The sequence below is a fragment of the Streptomyces sp. NPDC031274 genome, assembly GCF_055570235.1.
Map to the genome: position 1 here is coordinate 45,549 of NZ_JBVIHP010000006.1, position 15,391 is coordinate 60,939.

General features: G+C 69.7%; 15 protein-coding genes. 7 read left to right on the plus strand and 8 right to left on the minus strand.

The genetic code is table 11. The annotated features are described in order from the left end of the window. Positions 1-2: 2 nt before the first annotated feature. Positions 3-1,301 carry an MFS transporter gene (locus tag ACZ5CR_RS11940; RefSeq protein WP_468856308.1) on the minus strand — a complete coding sequence of 433 codons (1,299 nt, stop codon included), beginning with the start codon at positions 1,299-1,301 and terminating at the stop codon, positions 3-5. Positions 1,302-1,394: 93 nt separating this feature from the next. Between ACZ5CR_RS11940 and ACZ5CR_RS11945 the strand changes: the two genes are divergently transcribed. Next, positions 1,395-2,441, plus strand: a complete 1,047-nt coding sequence (locus ACZ5CR_RS11945) for an ArsR/SmtB family transcription factor (protein WP_468856311.1) — start codon at positions 1,395-1,397, stop codon at positions 2,439-2,441. Between the two features lie 99 nt (positions 2,442-2,540). After that, positions 2,541-3,572, plus strand: coding sequence for a glycoside hydrolase family 6 protein (locus ACZ5CR_RS11950; RefSeq protein WP_468856312.1), 1,032 nt, complete (start codon positions 2,541-2,543; stop codon positions 3,570-3,572). 45 nt (positions 3,573-3,617) lie between these two features. Here the strand turns inward: ACZ5CR_RS11950 and glxA are convergent, their stop codons facing one another. From glxA to ACZ5CR_RS11970, 4 genes are all read right to left on the minus strand, one after another. Next, positions 3,618-5,576 carry a radical copper oxidase GlxA gene (glxA, locus tag ACZ5CR_RS11955; protein WP_468856314.1) on the minus strand — a complete coding sequence of 653 codons (1,959 nt, stop codon included), beginning with the start codon at positions 5,574-5,576 and terminating at the stop codon, positions 3,618-3,620. Between the two features lie 3 nt (positions 5,577-5,579). Next, positions 5,580-7,415 carry a glycosyltransferase family 2 protein gene (locus ACZ5CR_RS11960; protein WP_468856316.1) on the minus strand — a complete coding sequence of 612 codons (1,836 nt, stop codon included), beginning with the start codon at positions 7,413-7,415 and terminating at the stop codon, positions 5,580-5,582. Between the two features lie 308 nt (positions 7,416-7,723). Next, a complete protein-coding gene (locus ACZ5CR_RS11965) occupies positions 7,724-8,017 on the minus strand; it encodes an MTH1187 family thiamine-binding protein (RefSeq protein ID WP_468856318.1) in 294 nt (97 codons plus the stop codon). Then, on the minus strand, positions 8,014-8,358 hold the full coding sequence (locus ACZ5CR_RS11970; RefSeq protein WP_389916646.1) for a DUF3817 domain-containing protein: 345 nt from the start codon (positions 8,356-8,358) through the stop codon (positions 8,014-8,016). The genes ACZ5CR_RS11965 and ACZ5CR_RS11970 overlap by 4 nt, the downstream gene beginning before the upstream one ends. A 190-nt stretch (positions 8,359-8,548) precedes the next feature. Here ACZ5CR_RS11970 and ACZ5CR_RS11975 point away from each other — a divergent pair, with 190 nt between their 5' ends. The 4 genes from ACZ5CR_RS11975 (at position 8,549) to ACZ5CR_RS11990 (ending at position 11,251) form a co-directional block, all read left to right on the plus strand. Continuing rightward, positions 8,549-9,187: an AIM24 family protein gene (locus tag ACZ5CR_RS11975; RefSeq protein ID WP_468856320.1), complete on the plus strand. Its 639-nt coding sequence runs from the start codon at positions 8,549-8,551 to the stop codon at positions 9,185-9,187. A gap of 1 nt (position 9,188) precedes the next feature. Then, positions 9,189-9,839, plus strand: a complete 651-nt coding sequence (locus ACZ5CR_RS11980; protein ID WP_468856321.1) for an AIM24 family protein — start codon at positions 9,189-9,191, stop codon at positions 9,837-9,839. Further along, entirely contained in the window at positions 9,836-10,654 is an 819-nt protein-coding gene (locus tag ACZ5CR_RS11985; protein WP_468856322.1) for an AIM24 family protein, read from the plus strand. The genes ACZ5CR_RS11980 and ACZ5CR_RS11985 overlap by 4 nt, the downstream gene beginning before the upstream one ends. A gap of 120 nt (positions 10,655-10,774) precedes the next feature. Beyond that, complete coding sequence (locus tag ACZ5CR_RS11990) at positions 10,775-11,251, plus strand: MarR family winged helix-turn-helix transcriptional regulator (protein ID WP_389916641.1); 477 nt, start codon at positions 10,775-10,777, stop codon at positions 11,249-11,251. Between the two features lie 9 nt (positions 11,252-11,260). Here ACZ5CR_RS11990 and ACZ5CR_RS11995 read toward each other — a convergent pair whose 3' ends face one another. Next, the gene (locus ACZ5CR_RS11995) at positions 11,261-12,691 is read right to left on the minus strand and encodes a sensor histidine kinase (protein WP_468856326.1); all 1,431 of its coding nucleotides are present in this window, start codon (positions 12,689-12,691) and stop codon (positions 11,261-11,263) included. Continuing rightward, complete coding sequence (locus ACZ5CR_RS12000) at positions 12,688-13,392, minus strand: response regulator transcription factor (RefSeq protein WP_468856329.1); 705 nt, start codon at positions 13,390-13,392, stop codon at positions 12,688-12,690. Before ACZ5CR_RS12000 ends, ACZ5CR_RS11995 begins: the two co-directional genes overlap by 4 nt. 145 nt (positions 13,393-13,537) lie before the next feature. Here ACZ5CR_RS12000 and ACZ5CR_RS12005 point away from each other — a divergent pair, with 145 nt between their 5' ends. Continuing rightward, the gene (locus ACZ5CR_RS12005; RefSeq protein WP_468856332.1) at positions 13,538-14,236 is read left to right on the plus strand and encodes a PepSY domain-containing protein; all 699 of its coding nucleotides are present in this window, start codon (positions 13,538-13,540) and stop codon (positions 14,234-14,236) included. Positions 14,237-14,434: 198 nt separating this feature from the next. Here ACZ5CR_RS12005 and meaB read toward each other — a convergent pair whose 3' ends face one another. Beyond that, positions 14,435-15,391 carry a methylmalonyl Co-A mutase-associated GTPase MeaB gene (meaB, locus tag ACZ5CR_RS12010; RefSeq protein ID WP_468856334.1) on the minus strand — a complete coding sequence of 319 codons (957 nt, stop codon included), beginning with the start codon at positions 15,389-15,391 and terminating at the stop codon, positions 14,435-14,437.

Sequence of the window (15,391 nt, forward strand, 5' to 3'; positions counted from 1 at the left end):
CCTTACCCGCCGGTCACATGCTGGTCAGCCCCGTCTCGAAATTCGGTCGCCTGTTCCTGCGGGGCGGGGGATGCACCGGCAGGCGAAGGGCGTGTGGCGCGCGCCTCGGCGGCCAGGGCCAGGCAGCAGACCGTGCCGAGCACGCCCGACGCCGTGACGACGGTGCTCACCGCGAAGAACTCCGCCGCGAGCCCGGCGAGCGCCATCCCGACACCCTGGATCGTCATGAGCCCCGCCGTGTGCACGGTCATGGCCCGCCCGCGCAGCTCCTGCGGTACGGCGTCGACGAACCACCGGTCGACGCCCAGCGTGTACGCGGATCCGGCTCCGGCGAGCGCGAGGGCGAGCATCGCCCACAGGAGCCCCGGAGTGACGGCGTACACGGTGAGCGGGAGCAGCGTGACCGAGACGAGCGGCAGGGCGACGCGGGCCCGGGTGCTCGCCGAGAGCGCGGAGCCCGCGTACAGCTCCGCCGCGATCGTGCCGACCGGCAGCGCGCACATCAGGAGTCCGACGCCCGCGACCCCGACGCCGATCTGGTCGGCGTACGGAGCGGCGAGCGCCTCCGGGGCGACCATGAACATGGGCGGCGCCCACAGGAGCAGAAGCAGCGCCCGGATCCGCCGGTCGCCGAGCACCTGCCCGGCGCCGCTGAGCGAGTACCGCACAAGGGCGCTGCCGCCGCCCCCGCGCATGGGTCCTTGCTCCCTCCAGCACCGCAAGAGCAGGTCGGGAACACCGGAGGGAGGGACGGCGAGGATGACCGCGCCGCGCCCCCCCACGACGGTGAGCAGGACGCCGCCGAGTCCGAACCCGACGAGTACGGAGCTCTGCGAGACGATCCGGAGCAGGGAGCGCCCGAGGACGAACAGGTCACCGTCCCCGAGGATGTCGGTGAGGGTCGCCATCCGCGTCCCGTTGAACACGGGCGACACGACGGCGATGACACACCGCAGCGCGAGCAGTCCGAAGACGGGTGTGGCGGGCAGGGCCATGAGGGCGGCACACCCGCCGCACACCACGTCGCAGAGCACGAGCACCCGGCGCGGCGGATACCGGTCGGCGATCCCCGACAGCAGGGTCCCGCCCACGAGGTAGGGCAGCATCCCGAGCGCGAAGGTGAGCGCGCCGAGCAGCGGCGACCCGGTGAGCCCGTAGACGAGCACGGTGAGCGCGACCTCGCTGACGACGACGCCGAGCAGTGAGAAGGCGTGCGCGAGGAAGACGGCACGGAACTCGCGGATCTTGAAGAGGCGGAGGTAGCCGGTGGGTTCGGGGGTCGTGGGGTTCTCTTCGGGCATGTCCGCACCCTGCACGCGCGCGTGCCTCTCGCCCTAGAGTTTCGGCGACAGACGAATCATGGGGATCACGGGAATCGTGGGTGGGGGGGAGCCGTGCCGAACCGACTGCATTTCGGGCCCGATGATCTCCTGCGGTGCCGGTTCGCCGTCTCACCTCTGTGGGAGACGCAGGAAGCCGTGCGCACCCTCAAGCGGCCCGACCGACACGGCTACCACCCGCAGTGGCTGCGGCGGATCCGCGGGGCGAGCGCCGGGCTCGACCTCACGGCGCTGTGGCTGATGATGCCGCAGCGGGGCTACAGCCCGGACTTCATCGGCCCTCCCCCCATCGGCCCCGCCGCCACCTTCGAGGAGGAGATCGCGGCCGTGCGCGCGGCCACCCCCGAGGTCGCACGGGACGAGCTCGCACGGGGGCTCGCCTCTACCGCGGGGGCGGCCGAGTCGCCGCGGGGGCGCGCGCTGCTCGCCGATCCCGCACGCGCGGTACGGGATCTCGCCGACGCCATGGAAGCCGCCTGGCACACCCTCGTCGAGCCGGACTGGCCGCGGCTCCGGGCGCTCCTGGAGGCGGACATCGCCTTCCATTCGCGGCGGCTCGCGGAGGTCGGCCTCGGCACCCTTGTCGCCGAGCTCGACCCGCGGTTCACCTGGGACGCGGAGACCCTGACCGTCGCGCGGTCGGCCGACCATGTGCGGCATCTGGCGGGGCAGGGTCTCGTCCTGATGCCCAGCGTCTTCTGCTGGCCCGACGTGGTGGGCGGCCACGACCCGCCGTGGCAGCCGACGCTGGTCTATCCCGCACGCGGCATCGCCGGTCTCTGGACCGAGCCGAGCGAACGCACCTCCGAGGCGCTCGTACGGCTCCTGGGCCGGGGCAGGGCGTCCGTCCTCGCCGCGCTCACCGACCCGGCCGGCACATCGGCGCTCGCGCACCGCCTGGGACTCGCCCCGTCGTCCGTCTCCGCGCATCTGACCGCGCTGCGCGGCGCGGGGCTCCTTGTCTCGCGGCGGTACGGGCATCAGGTGCTCTACGAGCGGACCCCGCTGGGCATCGCGCTGGCGAGCGGAGGCGGGGGCGTCGGCGAAAACGGGGGCGAGGACGGCGGCGAAGGTCGCGGTGACGGTGGCGGCGGCATCTGACCATCTGACGGAGCCCGGTCCGGTCGGTCCGGTGTCGCAACCGAGGGCGATTAGACCGTTATGTAACGATTGCCCCTCACCGTCGCCCAAGGGGACCTGATGCACCGGCTGCTCCGCACGTTCACCGCACTCACGGCCCTGACGGCCCTCGGGCTCACGGCAGGGTGCTCATCCGACTCCGGCGCGCAGGGCGAGGAGAGGACGGCCGCCGAGGCAGGTCCCTCCACGGACGCCGCCAAGAAGACCCCGCAGGACGCTTTCTGGGTCGACCCCCAGAGCGCCGCGGCCCGGCAGGTCAGGCAGTGGGAGCGGGAGGGCCGCACCCAGGACGCCGACGCGCTGAAGCGGATCTCCGAGCAGCCCATGGCCGTGTGGCCCGCGGGCGACGACCCGGCCCCGGACATCAAGGCGGCCGTCGACGGCGCCTCGCAAGCCGACCGCACCGCCGTACTGGTCGCGTACAACATTCCGCACCGCGACTGCGGGCAGCACTCCGCGGGCGGCGCGCACAGCTCGGACTTCTACCGGCAGTGGATCGACACGTTCGCGGGCACCATCGGCGACAAGTCGGCCGTCGTCGTCCTGGAGCCGGACGCGATCCCGCACATCGCGGACGGCTGCACCCCCGCCGAGTACCACGCCGAGCGCTACCAGCTGCTCGCCGACGCCATCCAGCGGCTCAAGCGGCAGCCGCAGGTGAAGGTCTATCTGGACGCGGGCAACCCGGGCTGGATCACCCAGGCGAGCAAGCTCGCCGAACCGCTCAAGCAGGCCGGGATCGCACGGGCGGACGGCTTCTCGCTGAACGTGTCGAACTTCCAGGACGACGACACCATCAAGGCGTACGGCCGCGGTCTCTCGGGGGTCGTCGGCGGCAAGCACTTCGTGATGGACACCAGCCGCAACGGCAAGGGCCCGCTCGCCGGTGACCGTGCGGACGCCTGGTGCAATCCGCCGGGGCGCGGTCTGGGCACCCCACCCACGGACAAGACCGGTGAGGCGCTGCTCGACGCGGTCCTGTGGATCAAGCGGCCCGGCGACTCGGACGGACCGTGCAGGGGCGGCCCGGCGGCGGGCCAGTGGTGGCCCGACTACGCGCTCGGTCTCGCGCGCAACGCCAAGGCCACCTGACCGCCCGCCCGACCAGGGGCTGCTTCACCTGGATCCGCCCGGGGGCTACTTCACATGGATCCACTTCGCCTCCGACGACGCGCCGTCCTGGTCCGTCACGAACAGCATGTACCAGCCCGGCGGCACAAGGGCGGTGTCGCCCTTGGGCACGTCCACCGTCACCGAACCCTTGCCCTTGGTGAGGCCAAGCGCGATCGACCGCTGCTCGACGTCCGTCGTGTGCGTCACCGCGCTGGGACGCATCAGACGGGCCGACGCGATCTTCCCGGGACTCTTCGTACGGAACGTCGCGCGGCCGTCCGCCGCCAGCTGCTCCGGCCCTTCGCCAAGGACCGGACGGTTCTCGCCCGCCCTGTGCAGCGTGGGCGGCGTGAAGACCTCCATGCGCTGCTCGAAGTGGCCGAGCTTGGTGTTCTCCTGGTTGTCGAAGAGCGGGTCCGAGCCGAAGGTGACGACGCGTCCGTCGGGCAGGAGCAGCGCCTCCGAGTGGTAGTTGCGGCCCACCTCGGGGGACGCCGCCGCGCGGAAGCTGTTGGTCTTGGGGTCGTAGAACTGCGCCTTGTGGATGTTGCTCCCGCCGCGACCGCGGTAGTCCTTGGAGCCGTTGGACGTGAACACCGAGTCGTCCGGCAGGATCACGCTGTTCAGGTAGCGGGTGCCCTGCGGGAGTTCGGGCCCTGTCTTGAAGGCGGGGCTGTCCTGCTTGAGGTCCACGACGGCTGTGCGCTTGGTCGACTTGTCCGACTCCCCGACGCCTCCGCCGCCCATGATCATCACCTTCTGGTCCTGCGCCGGGGGCAGCAGGAGGGAGGCGGACGTCTCGGTCTGGTCGAGGTCGACGAGGCCGGGGATCTTGTCGAACTTGTTGGTCTTCAGGTCCCAGAGGCCGGGTTCACGGCCCTTGTCGGCGGGCCCGTAACCCGCGTTCGACGCCGGGTAGAAGAGCTTGCCGCCCTTGGTGAGGAAGAGCGCCGGGTAGGTCGGGAAGTAGCGCTTGGGGCCGTCGGTCCACTTCTTCGTCTTCGGGTCGTAGATCTCGTTGTCGCCCGGGTCGATCATGCCCACGTCGTCGAGTCCGGAGACCGCGAGCACCTTGCCGTCGTCGAGACCGACGAGCGTCGGATACCAGCGGGCCTTCTTCATCGGGTCCACGGGGACGTACTTCTCCGCCTTCGGGTCGAACTCGTACGCCGCCTTGATCCCCTGGAAGTCCTGCTTGTCCATGGTGATCTTCTCGGCGATCCCGTACGCGTTGTCCGCGTCCTTGCCCTTGAGGCCCTCGATCTCGTACTGCGCCGCCTTCTCGGTGATGAACTCCTCGCCCTCCCGGGCGCCTTCCACGAAGACACGTGCCTCGCTCGCCTTGACCTTCGTCTTCCAGGGGTTCATCGCACCGGACTTGGAGTACGTGATCTCGTAGTCCCGCTCGGCTCTGGGGACCTTGACGTCGAACTTGCTCACGTACTCGACGCCCGACGGCGAGCGGAAACGGGTGCCCTTCTTAAGGACGAGGGTCTTGTCGGGGTTCTCGTTCTTGACGCGCATCCCGCCGCCGGCATGGGTGAGCTCGCCGTCGAGGAGTTCGTAGCGCGCCGTGCCGCCCGCGACCAGGAGGCGGCCGTCGGGGAGTTGGGCGTGCCCCGAGCAGAAGAAGTCCTCCGGGGTCGCCACCTTCTTGAAGGTGTCCGTCTTCGGGTCCCAGAGGATCGTGTCGAACGACCCCTTGTCGAACTTCTTCTGCTCGTTCCCGGAGCCCGCGACGATCAGGACCTTGCCGGTGTGCAGGAGCGCGGCGTGGATGGCGTTGGTGCGGAACTCCTCGGGGATGCCGATCTGTTTCCAGGAGCCGTACTTCGCCTTGTAGCCGGGCTGGGCGATCTCGTACTCGTGGTACTTCTCCTCGGCGAAGGAGAGCGCCGCCGGGGCGTTGAGTCCTACGAGCAGCGTGCCCGCGCCGACGCCGAGGAGCGTCTTCCTGGTGCGCTGAGAGGGCCGGTAGGCCATGGGTCAGTTCCCTCCTGTCGTGGTACCGGTGGCGAACGCCGGCTCCGGCTCGCCCTCCGCGCCCTGGGCTCCCAGGCCTTCCGCGTCCTGCCTGCCGCGCTGCCGCGCCCGCCTGCGGGCCTCGCCGCGCGCCCTGCGCTCCCCGAGCAGCGAGAAGCTCCAGATCGCTATCGGGGCGAGCGCGATGACCATCGCCAGTACGGCCCAGGTACGCATCGCCACATGGGTGTGGCCGAGCACGAAGGAGGCCACGAGCGAACTGGCGAGCACCGCCGCCCAGAAGAGGTGGATGCGGAAGGTGAGCACCCGGTCGGGGCTCGCGTCGCCGCCCTTGGGGGTGACCACGAAGCGGCTCGGGCGGCGCAGGACGGCGGCGCCGAGCGACTTGGCGTAGATGGGGGCGGAGAGCGCGGACATCGCCATGCCCGCGAGGCCTCCGGAGCCCTCCGGTTCGTGCGGGGAGACGTTGTGGCGGCGGTTCCAGAGGTAGAGGCCCACCTGGAGCGCTGCCGCGTCGCTGTAGAGCATCAGCCAGACGGATGCGGCGACCTGCGTGCCGGACGCGCCGAACCAGAGGAACAGGACGCAGCTCAGCACGCCGAGCAGCCAGTTGACGGCCGTCATGGGGTAGTAGACGAGCATCATCGTGTACGAGAAGAGGCGTCCTGGCGGCATCGTGAACGGTGCCTTCCAGTACTGCTTGAAGAGCGTCTCGTACGTCCCTCGTGACCAGCGCATCTGCTGCGTGAAGAAGTCCGTCCAGGAGGCGGGCCCCTCACCGACGGCGAGCACGTCCGGGGTGTAGACCGACCGCCAGTGGCGCCTGGTGGCGGGGTTCTTGTGGCGGTGCAGCTCGAAGCCGGTCGCCATGTCCTCGGTGATGGAGTCGTACAGGCCGCCGACCTGACGGAGCGCCGTGATGCGTACGACGTTGTTGGTGCCGACGAACATGGGCGCGCGGTAGCGGTTGCCGGCGCGCTGGATCAGGGCGTGGAAGAGGAACTGCTGGGACTCGGCGGCCTTGGTGACGGGGCTGTCGTAGTTCCCGTACACCTGCGGCCCGACGACGAACGCCACGTCCTCGTCACGGAAGTAACCCATCATCCGTTCCAGGAAGTTGGGCAGCGGGACGTGGTCGGTGTCCACGGAGGCGAAGAAGTCGTAGTCGCAGCCGTGCATCGCGAGCCAGGCGTTGTAGTTGCCGTGCTTGGTGCGGGCCTTGTGGACGCCCTTCTCGCGGTTCCACTCGGGGACGCCATTGCGGGTGAAGTGGCGTACGCCGAGTTCGGCGCAGAGCGCCTTGGCCTCGCCGTCGTCGCCCTCGTCCAGGAGCCAGACGTCGAGGGGCCCTGTGTGGTGTATCCGCTTGGCGCCTTCGAGGGTGGCGCGGACCATGCTGAGGGGTTCCTTGCCAGGAACGTACGTCGTGAGGAACGCGACGCGGGTGCCGGGTTCGGGGGTGACCGGGATCGGGTCCCTCGCCATCATCGTCGCGTGGGCGATCGAGATGACGTTGACGAGCATGAACAGCTCGATCAGTCCGATGGCCACGAGCATCGTGATGTCGAGACCGATGAGCCAGCGGTCGGCGCCCTCGCGTTGTGTCCAGTGGGTCGGCCAGACGAGGTAGACGAGCAGGAGGCCGGTGAGGACGGGCGCGAGCGTCATCAGGATGACGGCCCGTATTCGGTGGGGCTCACTGGAGAGCAGCTTGGTGTACTGCACCCGATAGCGGCCTCCTTCGCCGCTGCCGCCGCTTTCGCCGCCTTCGCCGTCCGGCTCGGTGAGCGGTCCGGCGAGTGTGCTGTGGGTGTCGTAGTCGTAGCCCTCCGGCCGCACAGCGCCCTCCAGGTCGTGGGTGATCTGGGTCTGGCAGGTTCAGACACGAACAAGCCGATAACCTCACAAAAGGGGAGTTTCCTCGGCGTGTCGAACCAGATGCGTCCGTGCGAGCGGTTTTAGGGTGAACGGTTTGGCTGCGGTTGCGGGGTGGGGGTGCGGCTGCTGAGGGCGGCGGCAAGAAGAAAGCCCCCGCCTGATGAACTCGGCGGGGGCTCTTCGCGGTACGGGGGCGGCCACTCGGAGAGGGGCGGCCACCGGGATAGGTGTGGCTACTGGGAGAGGTGCGGCTGCCGGGAAAGGTGCGGCTACTGGGAGAGGTGCCGCTCCACCGTGTCGACCTTCGACGTCAACCCGTCGCTCACCCCGGGGCGGATGTCCGCCTTCATGACCACGGAGACACGCGGCGCCCGCGCCTCGACCGCGGCGACGGCACGCTTGACGACGTCCATCACCTCGTCCCACTCGCCCTCGATCGACGTGAACATCGCGTCCGTCCGGTTGGGCAGGCCCGACTCGCGGACGACGCGGACCGCGTCGGCGACGTACTCCCCCACGTCCTCGCCGACGCCGAGCGGCGTCACGGAAAAGGCGATGATCATGCGCCCACGACCCCTTCGCGGCGGGCGCGCGACGCGATCACCGCGGCCTCGGCCTCACCCTTCAGCTTCCGCTCGGCGAAGAAACCGCCGGTCGGCAGGACGGAGAGGACGAAGTAGAGGGCGGCCGTCTTCAGGTTCCACTTCGTACGGTTCCAGGCGTCGAGCCAGAAGAGCACGTACAGGACGAAGAGCACGCCGTGGACCATGCCCATCACCGGTACGGCGTTGAATTCCGTGGTCCGCTTGAGCACCGAGCAGACGATCAGGAGCAGGAAAGAGATGGCCTCGGGAGCCGAGACCAGGCGGAGGCGGCGGAGTGCGGAAGCGGTCTTGATGTCCACGGATCACCTTCGGAGGGAGGCGGGGCGAGGGGGCGGGGCCGCTCGACGGCGCAATTCGTCGATCTATCCATCTATCGATCTTGTGAATGCGCGCACAAGCGACCCCCATTGTGACATCGGGGCATTCTCGGGGTTCGCTCAGGGGCCGTTGCCCTGTTCCGACCCCATATCCGACGGCTACCGTCGATACGTGGCAACGTTCCGACTGCAAGGCAGCAGGGTGCTCGCCGTGGACATGTCCGGCGACGCCGTCAAGGCGAAGAACGGCTCGATGGTCGCGTACGACGGCCAGATGGCCTTCAAAAAGATGACGGGCGGCGGCGAGGGCATCCGGGGCATGGTGACCCGGCGCCTCACCGGCGAGCAGATGACGGTGATGGAGGTGAAGGGGCACGGCACGTGCTGGTTCGCCGACCGCGCCACCGAGATCAACCTCGTGGAGCTGCGCGGCGAGAAGCTCTTCGTCGAGGCAGGCAATCTCCTGTGCACGGACGCGGCCCTGCGCACCGGCACCCAGTTCACCGGCGTCCGCGGCGCCTCACAGGGCAACGGCCTGTTCACCACGACCGTCGAGGGCTCGGGCCAGGCGGCGATCATGTCCGATGGCCCGGCGGTGGTGCTGCGGGTCAGTCGGCAGTATCCGCTGACGGTGGACCCCGGGGCCTATGTGGCGCACCAGGGTGACCTCCGCCAGAACCTCCAGTCGGGCGTCACTTTCCGTACGTTGCTCGGCGAGGGCGGCGGCGAGGCCTTCCAGATCCGCTTCGAGGGCGAAGGACTCGTCTACGTCCAGCCCAGCGAGCGGACCACGATCGCGGGGGACGTCTGACATGCCCTTCCGAGAGATCAACTCGAAGATGGTCGAGGCGACCGTCCTCCCGGGCCAGCGGCTGTTCAGCCAGCGCGGCGCCATGCTCGCCTACAAGGGAGAGGTCGCGTTCACCCCCAACATCCAGGGCGGGCAGGGCGGCCTGGGCTCGATGATCGGGCGCAGGGTCGCCAACGAGGCGACGCCCCTGATGACCGTCGAGGGCAGCGGCACCGTCCTCTTCGGGCACGGCGGCCACCACATCCAGGTGATCAGCCTCTCCGGAGACACCCTCTACGTGGAGGCGGACCGGCTGCTCGCCTTCGACGGCACACTCCAGCAGGGCACGATGTTCATGGGCTCGCAGGGCGGCGTCATGGGCATGGTGCGCGGACAGGTCACCGGACAGGGCCTCTTCACGACCACCCTCAAGGGACAGGGCTCCGTCGCGGTCATGGCGCACGGCGGAGTCATCGAGGTGCCGATCACCCCGCAGCGCCCGGTCCATGTCGACCCGCAGGCATATGTGGCGCACCACGGCGACGTACGCAACAAGCTCTCCACGGCGCTCGGCTGGCGCGACATGGTGGGCCGCGGCTCGGGCGAGGCCTTCCAGCTCGAGCTGTCAGGAAGCGGTGCGGTGTACGTCCAGGCGTCGGAGGAGAAGCTATGAACCCCTCAATGCCCTCGGGTGCGCCCGCGCCCCTCGACCCGATGTCGCTGCCGAGCGACGACAGCGTGAACGCGTACACCTTCTGTGTGGAACTCAAGGGGAGCCAGTGGTTCCTGCAGAAGGGGAAGATGATCGCCTACTACGGGTCGATCGAGTTCAACGGCATCGGACACGGCCGCCTGGACCGCCTGGTGCGCACGAGTTTCCATTCGCCCCTGCACGCGAGCGACTGGGTCGTCGCCGACGGCCAGGGCAAGATGCTCCTCGCCGACCGGGCCTTCGACGTGAATTCGTACGACCTCGAAGACGGCAACCTGACCATTCGCTCGGGCAACCTCCTCGCTTTTCAGCCAACTCTCGCGCTCAAGCAATCCATCGTTCCTGGCTTCCTGACCCTGATCGGGACCGGCAAGTTCGTTGCCGCTTCGAACGGCCCCGTGGTGTTCATGGAGCCACCGATCCGGGTCGATCCACAGGCCCTGGTGGGCTGGGCCGACTGCCCTTCGCCCTGCCATCACTACGACCACGGATACCTGACCGGAGTCATCGGGGGCGTGCGGGCGCTGAGCGGGATCGGCGGGACATCCGGGGAGGAGCACCAGTTCGAGTTCGTGGGTGCGGGCACGGTGCTTCTGCAGTCCTCGGAGGCGCTCATGACCGAGCAGGCGACGGGTGCGGTGCCGCAGCAGGCGGGCGTGCCGGGCGGTCAGGGGACACCGGGGCAACGCGGCCAACCTGGTCAACACGGGCAGCAGCCAGGGCAACCGCGCCTTCCCGGACAACTGGGGGACCTCCAGCGTCGCTTCGGCCTGTGAGCGGTAGTCTGCGGAGTGTGACGGCGAACGTCTGTACCCCTCTGTCATCTGGGGGGCACGAGGCACGTGTCACACACCGACATTCGTTCACCTTTCAACTTCTTAGGTAGAATCGATTCCATGGAGACCGAGACGGCCCCGCAGTGGCTGACCAACGAGGAACAGTGCGCCTGGCGCACCCACGTGGAGGTCAACAGGATGCTGACATATCAGCTCGAGAAGGACCTCCAGCCGTTCAACCTGACCATGAACGACTACGACATCCTCGTGCATCTCTCCGAGACGGACGAGAAGCGGATGCGTATGAGCGATCTCGCGGCCGCCACGCTGCAGTCCAAGAGTCGGCTCTCCCACCAGATCACCCGAATGGAGAACGCGGGTCTGGTCCGCCGGGAGAACTGCGAGTCCGACCGGCGCGGGCTCTACACCGTCCTCACGGACGAGGGCATGGAGACCATGCAGCGGGTCGCCCCGCACCACGTCGACTCGGTCCGCCGGCACTTCGTCGACCTGATCTCACCCGAGGCACTCGGCGAACTCCACAAGGCCCTGACCCCGATCGCGGAACACCTCCGCGCCCAGCGGGGCAAGCCCTGACCCTCACCCTCACCGGGAAGCAGCGGCGGCCGGGACCCTGAGCTCGAAGAGCGCTCCCCCACCGGGAGCCTCCCGGACCGTGAGGGTCCCGCCGTGGCGCGCGGCGACATCGCGCGCGATGGCGAGACCCAGACCCGCCCCGCCGTCATCCCGGGTGCGGGCGTCGTCGAGGCGTACGAAGCGCTCGAAGATCCGGTCGCGCTCGCTCTCCGCCACGCCGTCCCCGTCATCGGAGACTTCAAGGACCGCCCACGTGCCGTCGGCGCGGGTGGTCACCGTGACATGCGAGCGGGCGTGGCGCTGCGCGTTGTTCACGAGGTTGCCGAGCACGCGTGACAGCTGGCTGCGGGAGCCGGTGACCTCGACGTTCGCCAGATCCGTGCGGACGTCGACACGATCCCGCGTCCGCTGCGAAAGCTCCTCGCGAGCAAGCGCCGCCAGGTCCACCTGCCCTCCGCCCGGCTTCTCACCGGCGTCCAGACGGGCGAGGAGGAGCAGATCGGCGGCCAGTTCCTGAAGTCGTACGGTGTCCTCGACCGCACCGTCCACGTCCAGCAACTCCGGGTGGGCCGCGCCCACTTCGAGCTGGGTGCGCAGCGAGGCGATGGGGCTGCGCAGTTCGTGCGAGGCGTCGGCCACGAAGCGGCGCTGGCGTTCCACCGACGTCTGCAGGGCGGCGAGCGTCTCGTTCGTGGTCGTGGCGAGACGGGCGATCTCGTCGTGCGTGTCCGGCTCGGGCACGCGGCGCGCGAGGTCCTCGGACGCGGTGATCGCCGCCATCTCGGCGCGGATCGCGTCCACCGGGCGCAGGGCGCGGCGCGTCACGAGCCAGGTCACCCCGGCGATGACGGCGAGCAGCAGCGGGAAGCCGATGAGCATGGACGTCAACGCCGTGGACACCGCGCTCTGCCGGGCGGCGAGCGAGGCGCCCGCGTAGACGGTGAGGTCGCCCTTGCTCTCGGTGTTCACCTTGACCGCGGCGAAGCGGTAGTCCGCCGTCTCGCCGTCGACGGTGGCGGAGCCGGTGGTGACGCGCGCCGGGTCCTCGGAGATCTCCCCGGGTTCGGGCGCCTCGCTCTCGTCGTCGTCATCGTCGTCGCCCTTGGGGGGCGTGGACGCAGGCCGGGGCTTGACGGCGTCGATTCCCGTGCCGCTGATGCGCTCCAGGTCGTCAGTGGCGGCGACGAGCCGTTTGTCGCTGTCGACGACCTGGACAGGCTGATCCTCGTCGTCGAGTTCCAGTTCGTCGTACGGAGCGCTCCCGGCGAGCCGCGAGGCCACCCCGCGGGCGCCCGACTCCGCCTGGCCGCTCGCCTGGTCGGTCAGATTGGCGCGCAGCGAGAGCAGCACGGCGGCTCCGGCGGCGACCAGCGCGATGGCGACGACAAGGGTGGCCGCTGTGGCGGCCCGGGCCCTCACAGAACTGAAGAAGCGCTTCATCGGGGGGTCTCCAGGCGGTAACCGGCGCCGCGCACGGTCTTGATGAGCGGCGCTCCGAGCTTGCGCCGCAGGGCGCTGATGTACACCTCGACGATGTTGGGGTCGCCCTCGTAGGCGAAGTCCCAGACGTGGTCGAGGATGTCGCCCTTGGAAACCACCTCCCCCACCCGCAGGACGAGCTGCTCAAGGACCGCGAACTCCTTGGCCGTGAGCGTCACTTCCCTGTCCTCGCCGCTCTCGCCGTCGTCGCCTTCTCCGCCGTCCCCGCCGCGGAAGACGCGGCGCGCGGCGGTGTCGACCTTGAGGTCGCCGAGAGTGTGGACGGGCGAAGGCCCGCCGTTGCCGCGGCGGCGCAGGAGCGCCTTCACGCGGGCCACGAGCACGACGTACGAGAAGGGCTTGGTGAGGTAGTCGTCGGCGCCCGTGTCGAGCCCCTCGGCCTCGTCGTACTCCCCGTCCTTGGCGGTCAGCATCAGGATCGGCACGTCGTGTCCCGCGGCTCGGAGGGTCGAGCAGACGCGGTAGCCGTTCATGCCGGGCAGCATGATGTCGAGGATGACCAGGTCGTACGTTCCCTCGCTCGCCCGGTGCAGTCCGTCGAGGCCGTCGTGCACGACGTCCACGGCGTAGCCCTCGGCGGTCAGGCCCTTGGCGAGGGACAACGCGAGACGCTTCTCGTCTTCCACGATCAACAGGCGCATGCGTTCAGGGTCGCAGAGCGAACCTGAAGAGTTCTTCAGGTGGCTTCAGCCTGGCTTCAGGGTCGTTCAGCCAGATTGGTTCTTGTCGAAAGCGAACGGCAGCGGCCCACCGGCCGCAGAGCCACCGACTCGGGAGGAACCCCTCATGAAGCGCAACATCGTCATCGCCACCGTCGCAGCCCTGGCCCTCGTCGGGGGCGGCACCGCGACAGCGCTCGCCAACAGCGGCGACGACGAGTCGTCGGCCGCCGCCGCCAAGAAGTCCAGCGTTCAGCTGAAGGACAACGACCGCGACAACGACCGGGACGACGACCGGTACGAGGACCGGGACGACGCCAAGGAGAACACCGTCGAGGTGAAGGCCGCCAAGGTGACGGCGGCCGACGCGATCAAGGCGGCACTGGCGAACCAGTCCGGCACAGCGGTCTCCGCCGAGCTGGACGACGAGGACAACGGCGGTCTGGTCTGGGACGTCGACGTGCTCGGCAAGGGCAGCACCTGGCACAGCGTGCAGGTCGACCCCGGTACGGGCAAGGTCCTTGGCTCGCACACCGAGCAGGACGATGACGGCGACGCGGGCCGCGTGGCCGCCGCCCTGAAGGGTGCGTCCACCTCGGCGGAGGACGCGGCGAAGGCCGCGGCCGCCAAGGGCACGGTGACCTCTGTGGACCTGGACGACGACGGTACGGCCGGGGCGTGGGAAGCGGAGACCTCCAACGCCAAGGGTGCGGAGTCCGACTGGAAGGTCGACCTGCAGTCGGGCAAGGTCACGGCTGACCGTTCCGACAGCCACGATGACTCGGACGACAACGACAACGACTCCGACTCCGACTCCGACGACTGATAGCCCCGTCCCCCCGGTGAGCGGGCCCCGCAGGGATCTCCCTGCGGGGCCCTCTCGCGTTGCGGGTGCACACTGAGCCGCCGCTTCGCGACGGAGAACGTCCGTCGTGAAGCGACGGCTCGTTCGTCGGTCTGCGGGGCCCGCCAGGCCTGTGCGCAAGCCGTCGATCCGCTTACTCCCCGGGGTGACCGGCCCCCCTCAGCCCGCCGTCAAGTTCTCGATCAGTTCGTCCGCCGCCGAGTACGGGTCCGTCTCCCCCGCCACGATCCGTTCCGCGAGGGCCGAGAGACGTGCGTGGCCGCGCAGGTCCCCGATCCGCTCCCGCAGGGCCGTCACCGCGATCGTCTCCACCTCGTGAGCGGCACGCGCGGCGCGCCGCTCGGCGAGTACACCCCGCTCCTCCATCCACGCCCGGTGCTTCTCCAGGGCCTCGACGACCTCGTCGATCCCCTCGCCCCGCGCGGCCACCGTCTTCACGATGGGCGGGCGCCAGTCACCGGCCGCGCGGGACTCCCCGAGTCCCAGCATGTGGTTCAGTTCGCGCGCGGTCGCGTCCGCGCCGTCCCGGTCCGCCTTGTTGACGACGTACACATCGCCGATCTCCAGGATCCCGGCCTTCGCCGCCTGGATCCCGTCGCCCATGCCGGGGGCGAGCAGCACCACCGACGTGTCCGCCTGCGAGGCGATCTCCACCTCGGACTGGCCCACTCCGACCGTCTCCACGAGGATGACGTCGCAGCCCGCCGCGTCCAGGACCCGGATCGCCTGCGGAGCCGACCACGCGAGGCCGCCGAGGTGGCCGCGCGTCGCCATGGAGCGGATGTAGACCCCGGGGTCGGACGCGTGCTCCGACATCCGGACCCGGTCGCCGAGCAGCGCGCCCCCGGAGAAGGGGGACGAGGGGTCGACGGCCAGGACGCCGACCCGCTTGCCCGTCCTGCGGTACGCGGACACGAGTGCCGACGTCGAAGTCGACTTGCCGACACCGGGGGATCCCGTGAGGCCCACCACGTACGCGTGGCCCGCCAGTGGGGCGAGCGCCGCCATGACCTCGCGGAGCTGCGGTGACGCCCCCTCCACCAGTGAGATCAGCCGGGCCACGGCCCGTGGCCTGCCCTCGCGGGCCTGTGCCACCAGGGAGGGGACGTCCTGCAT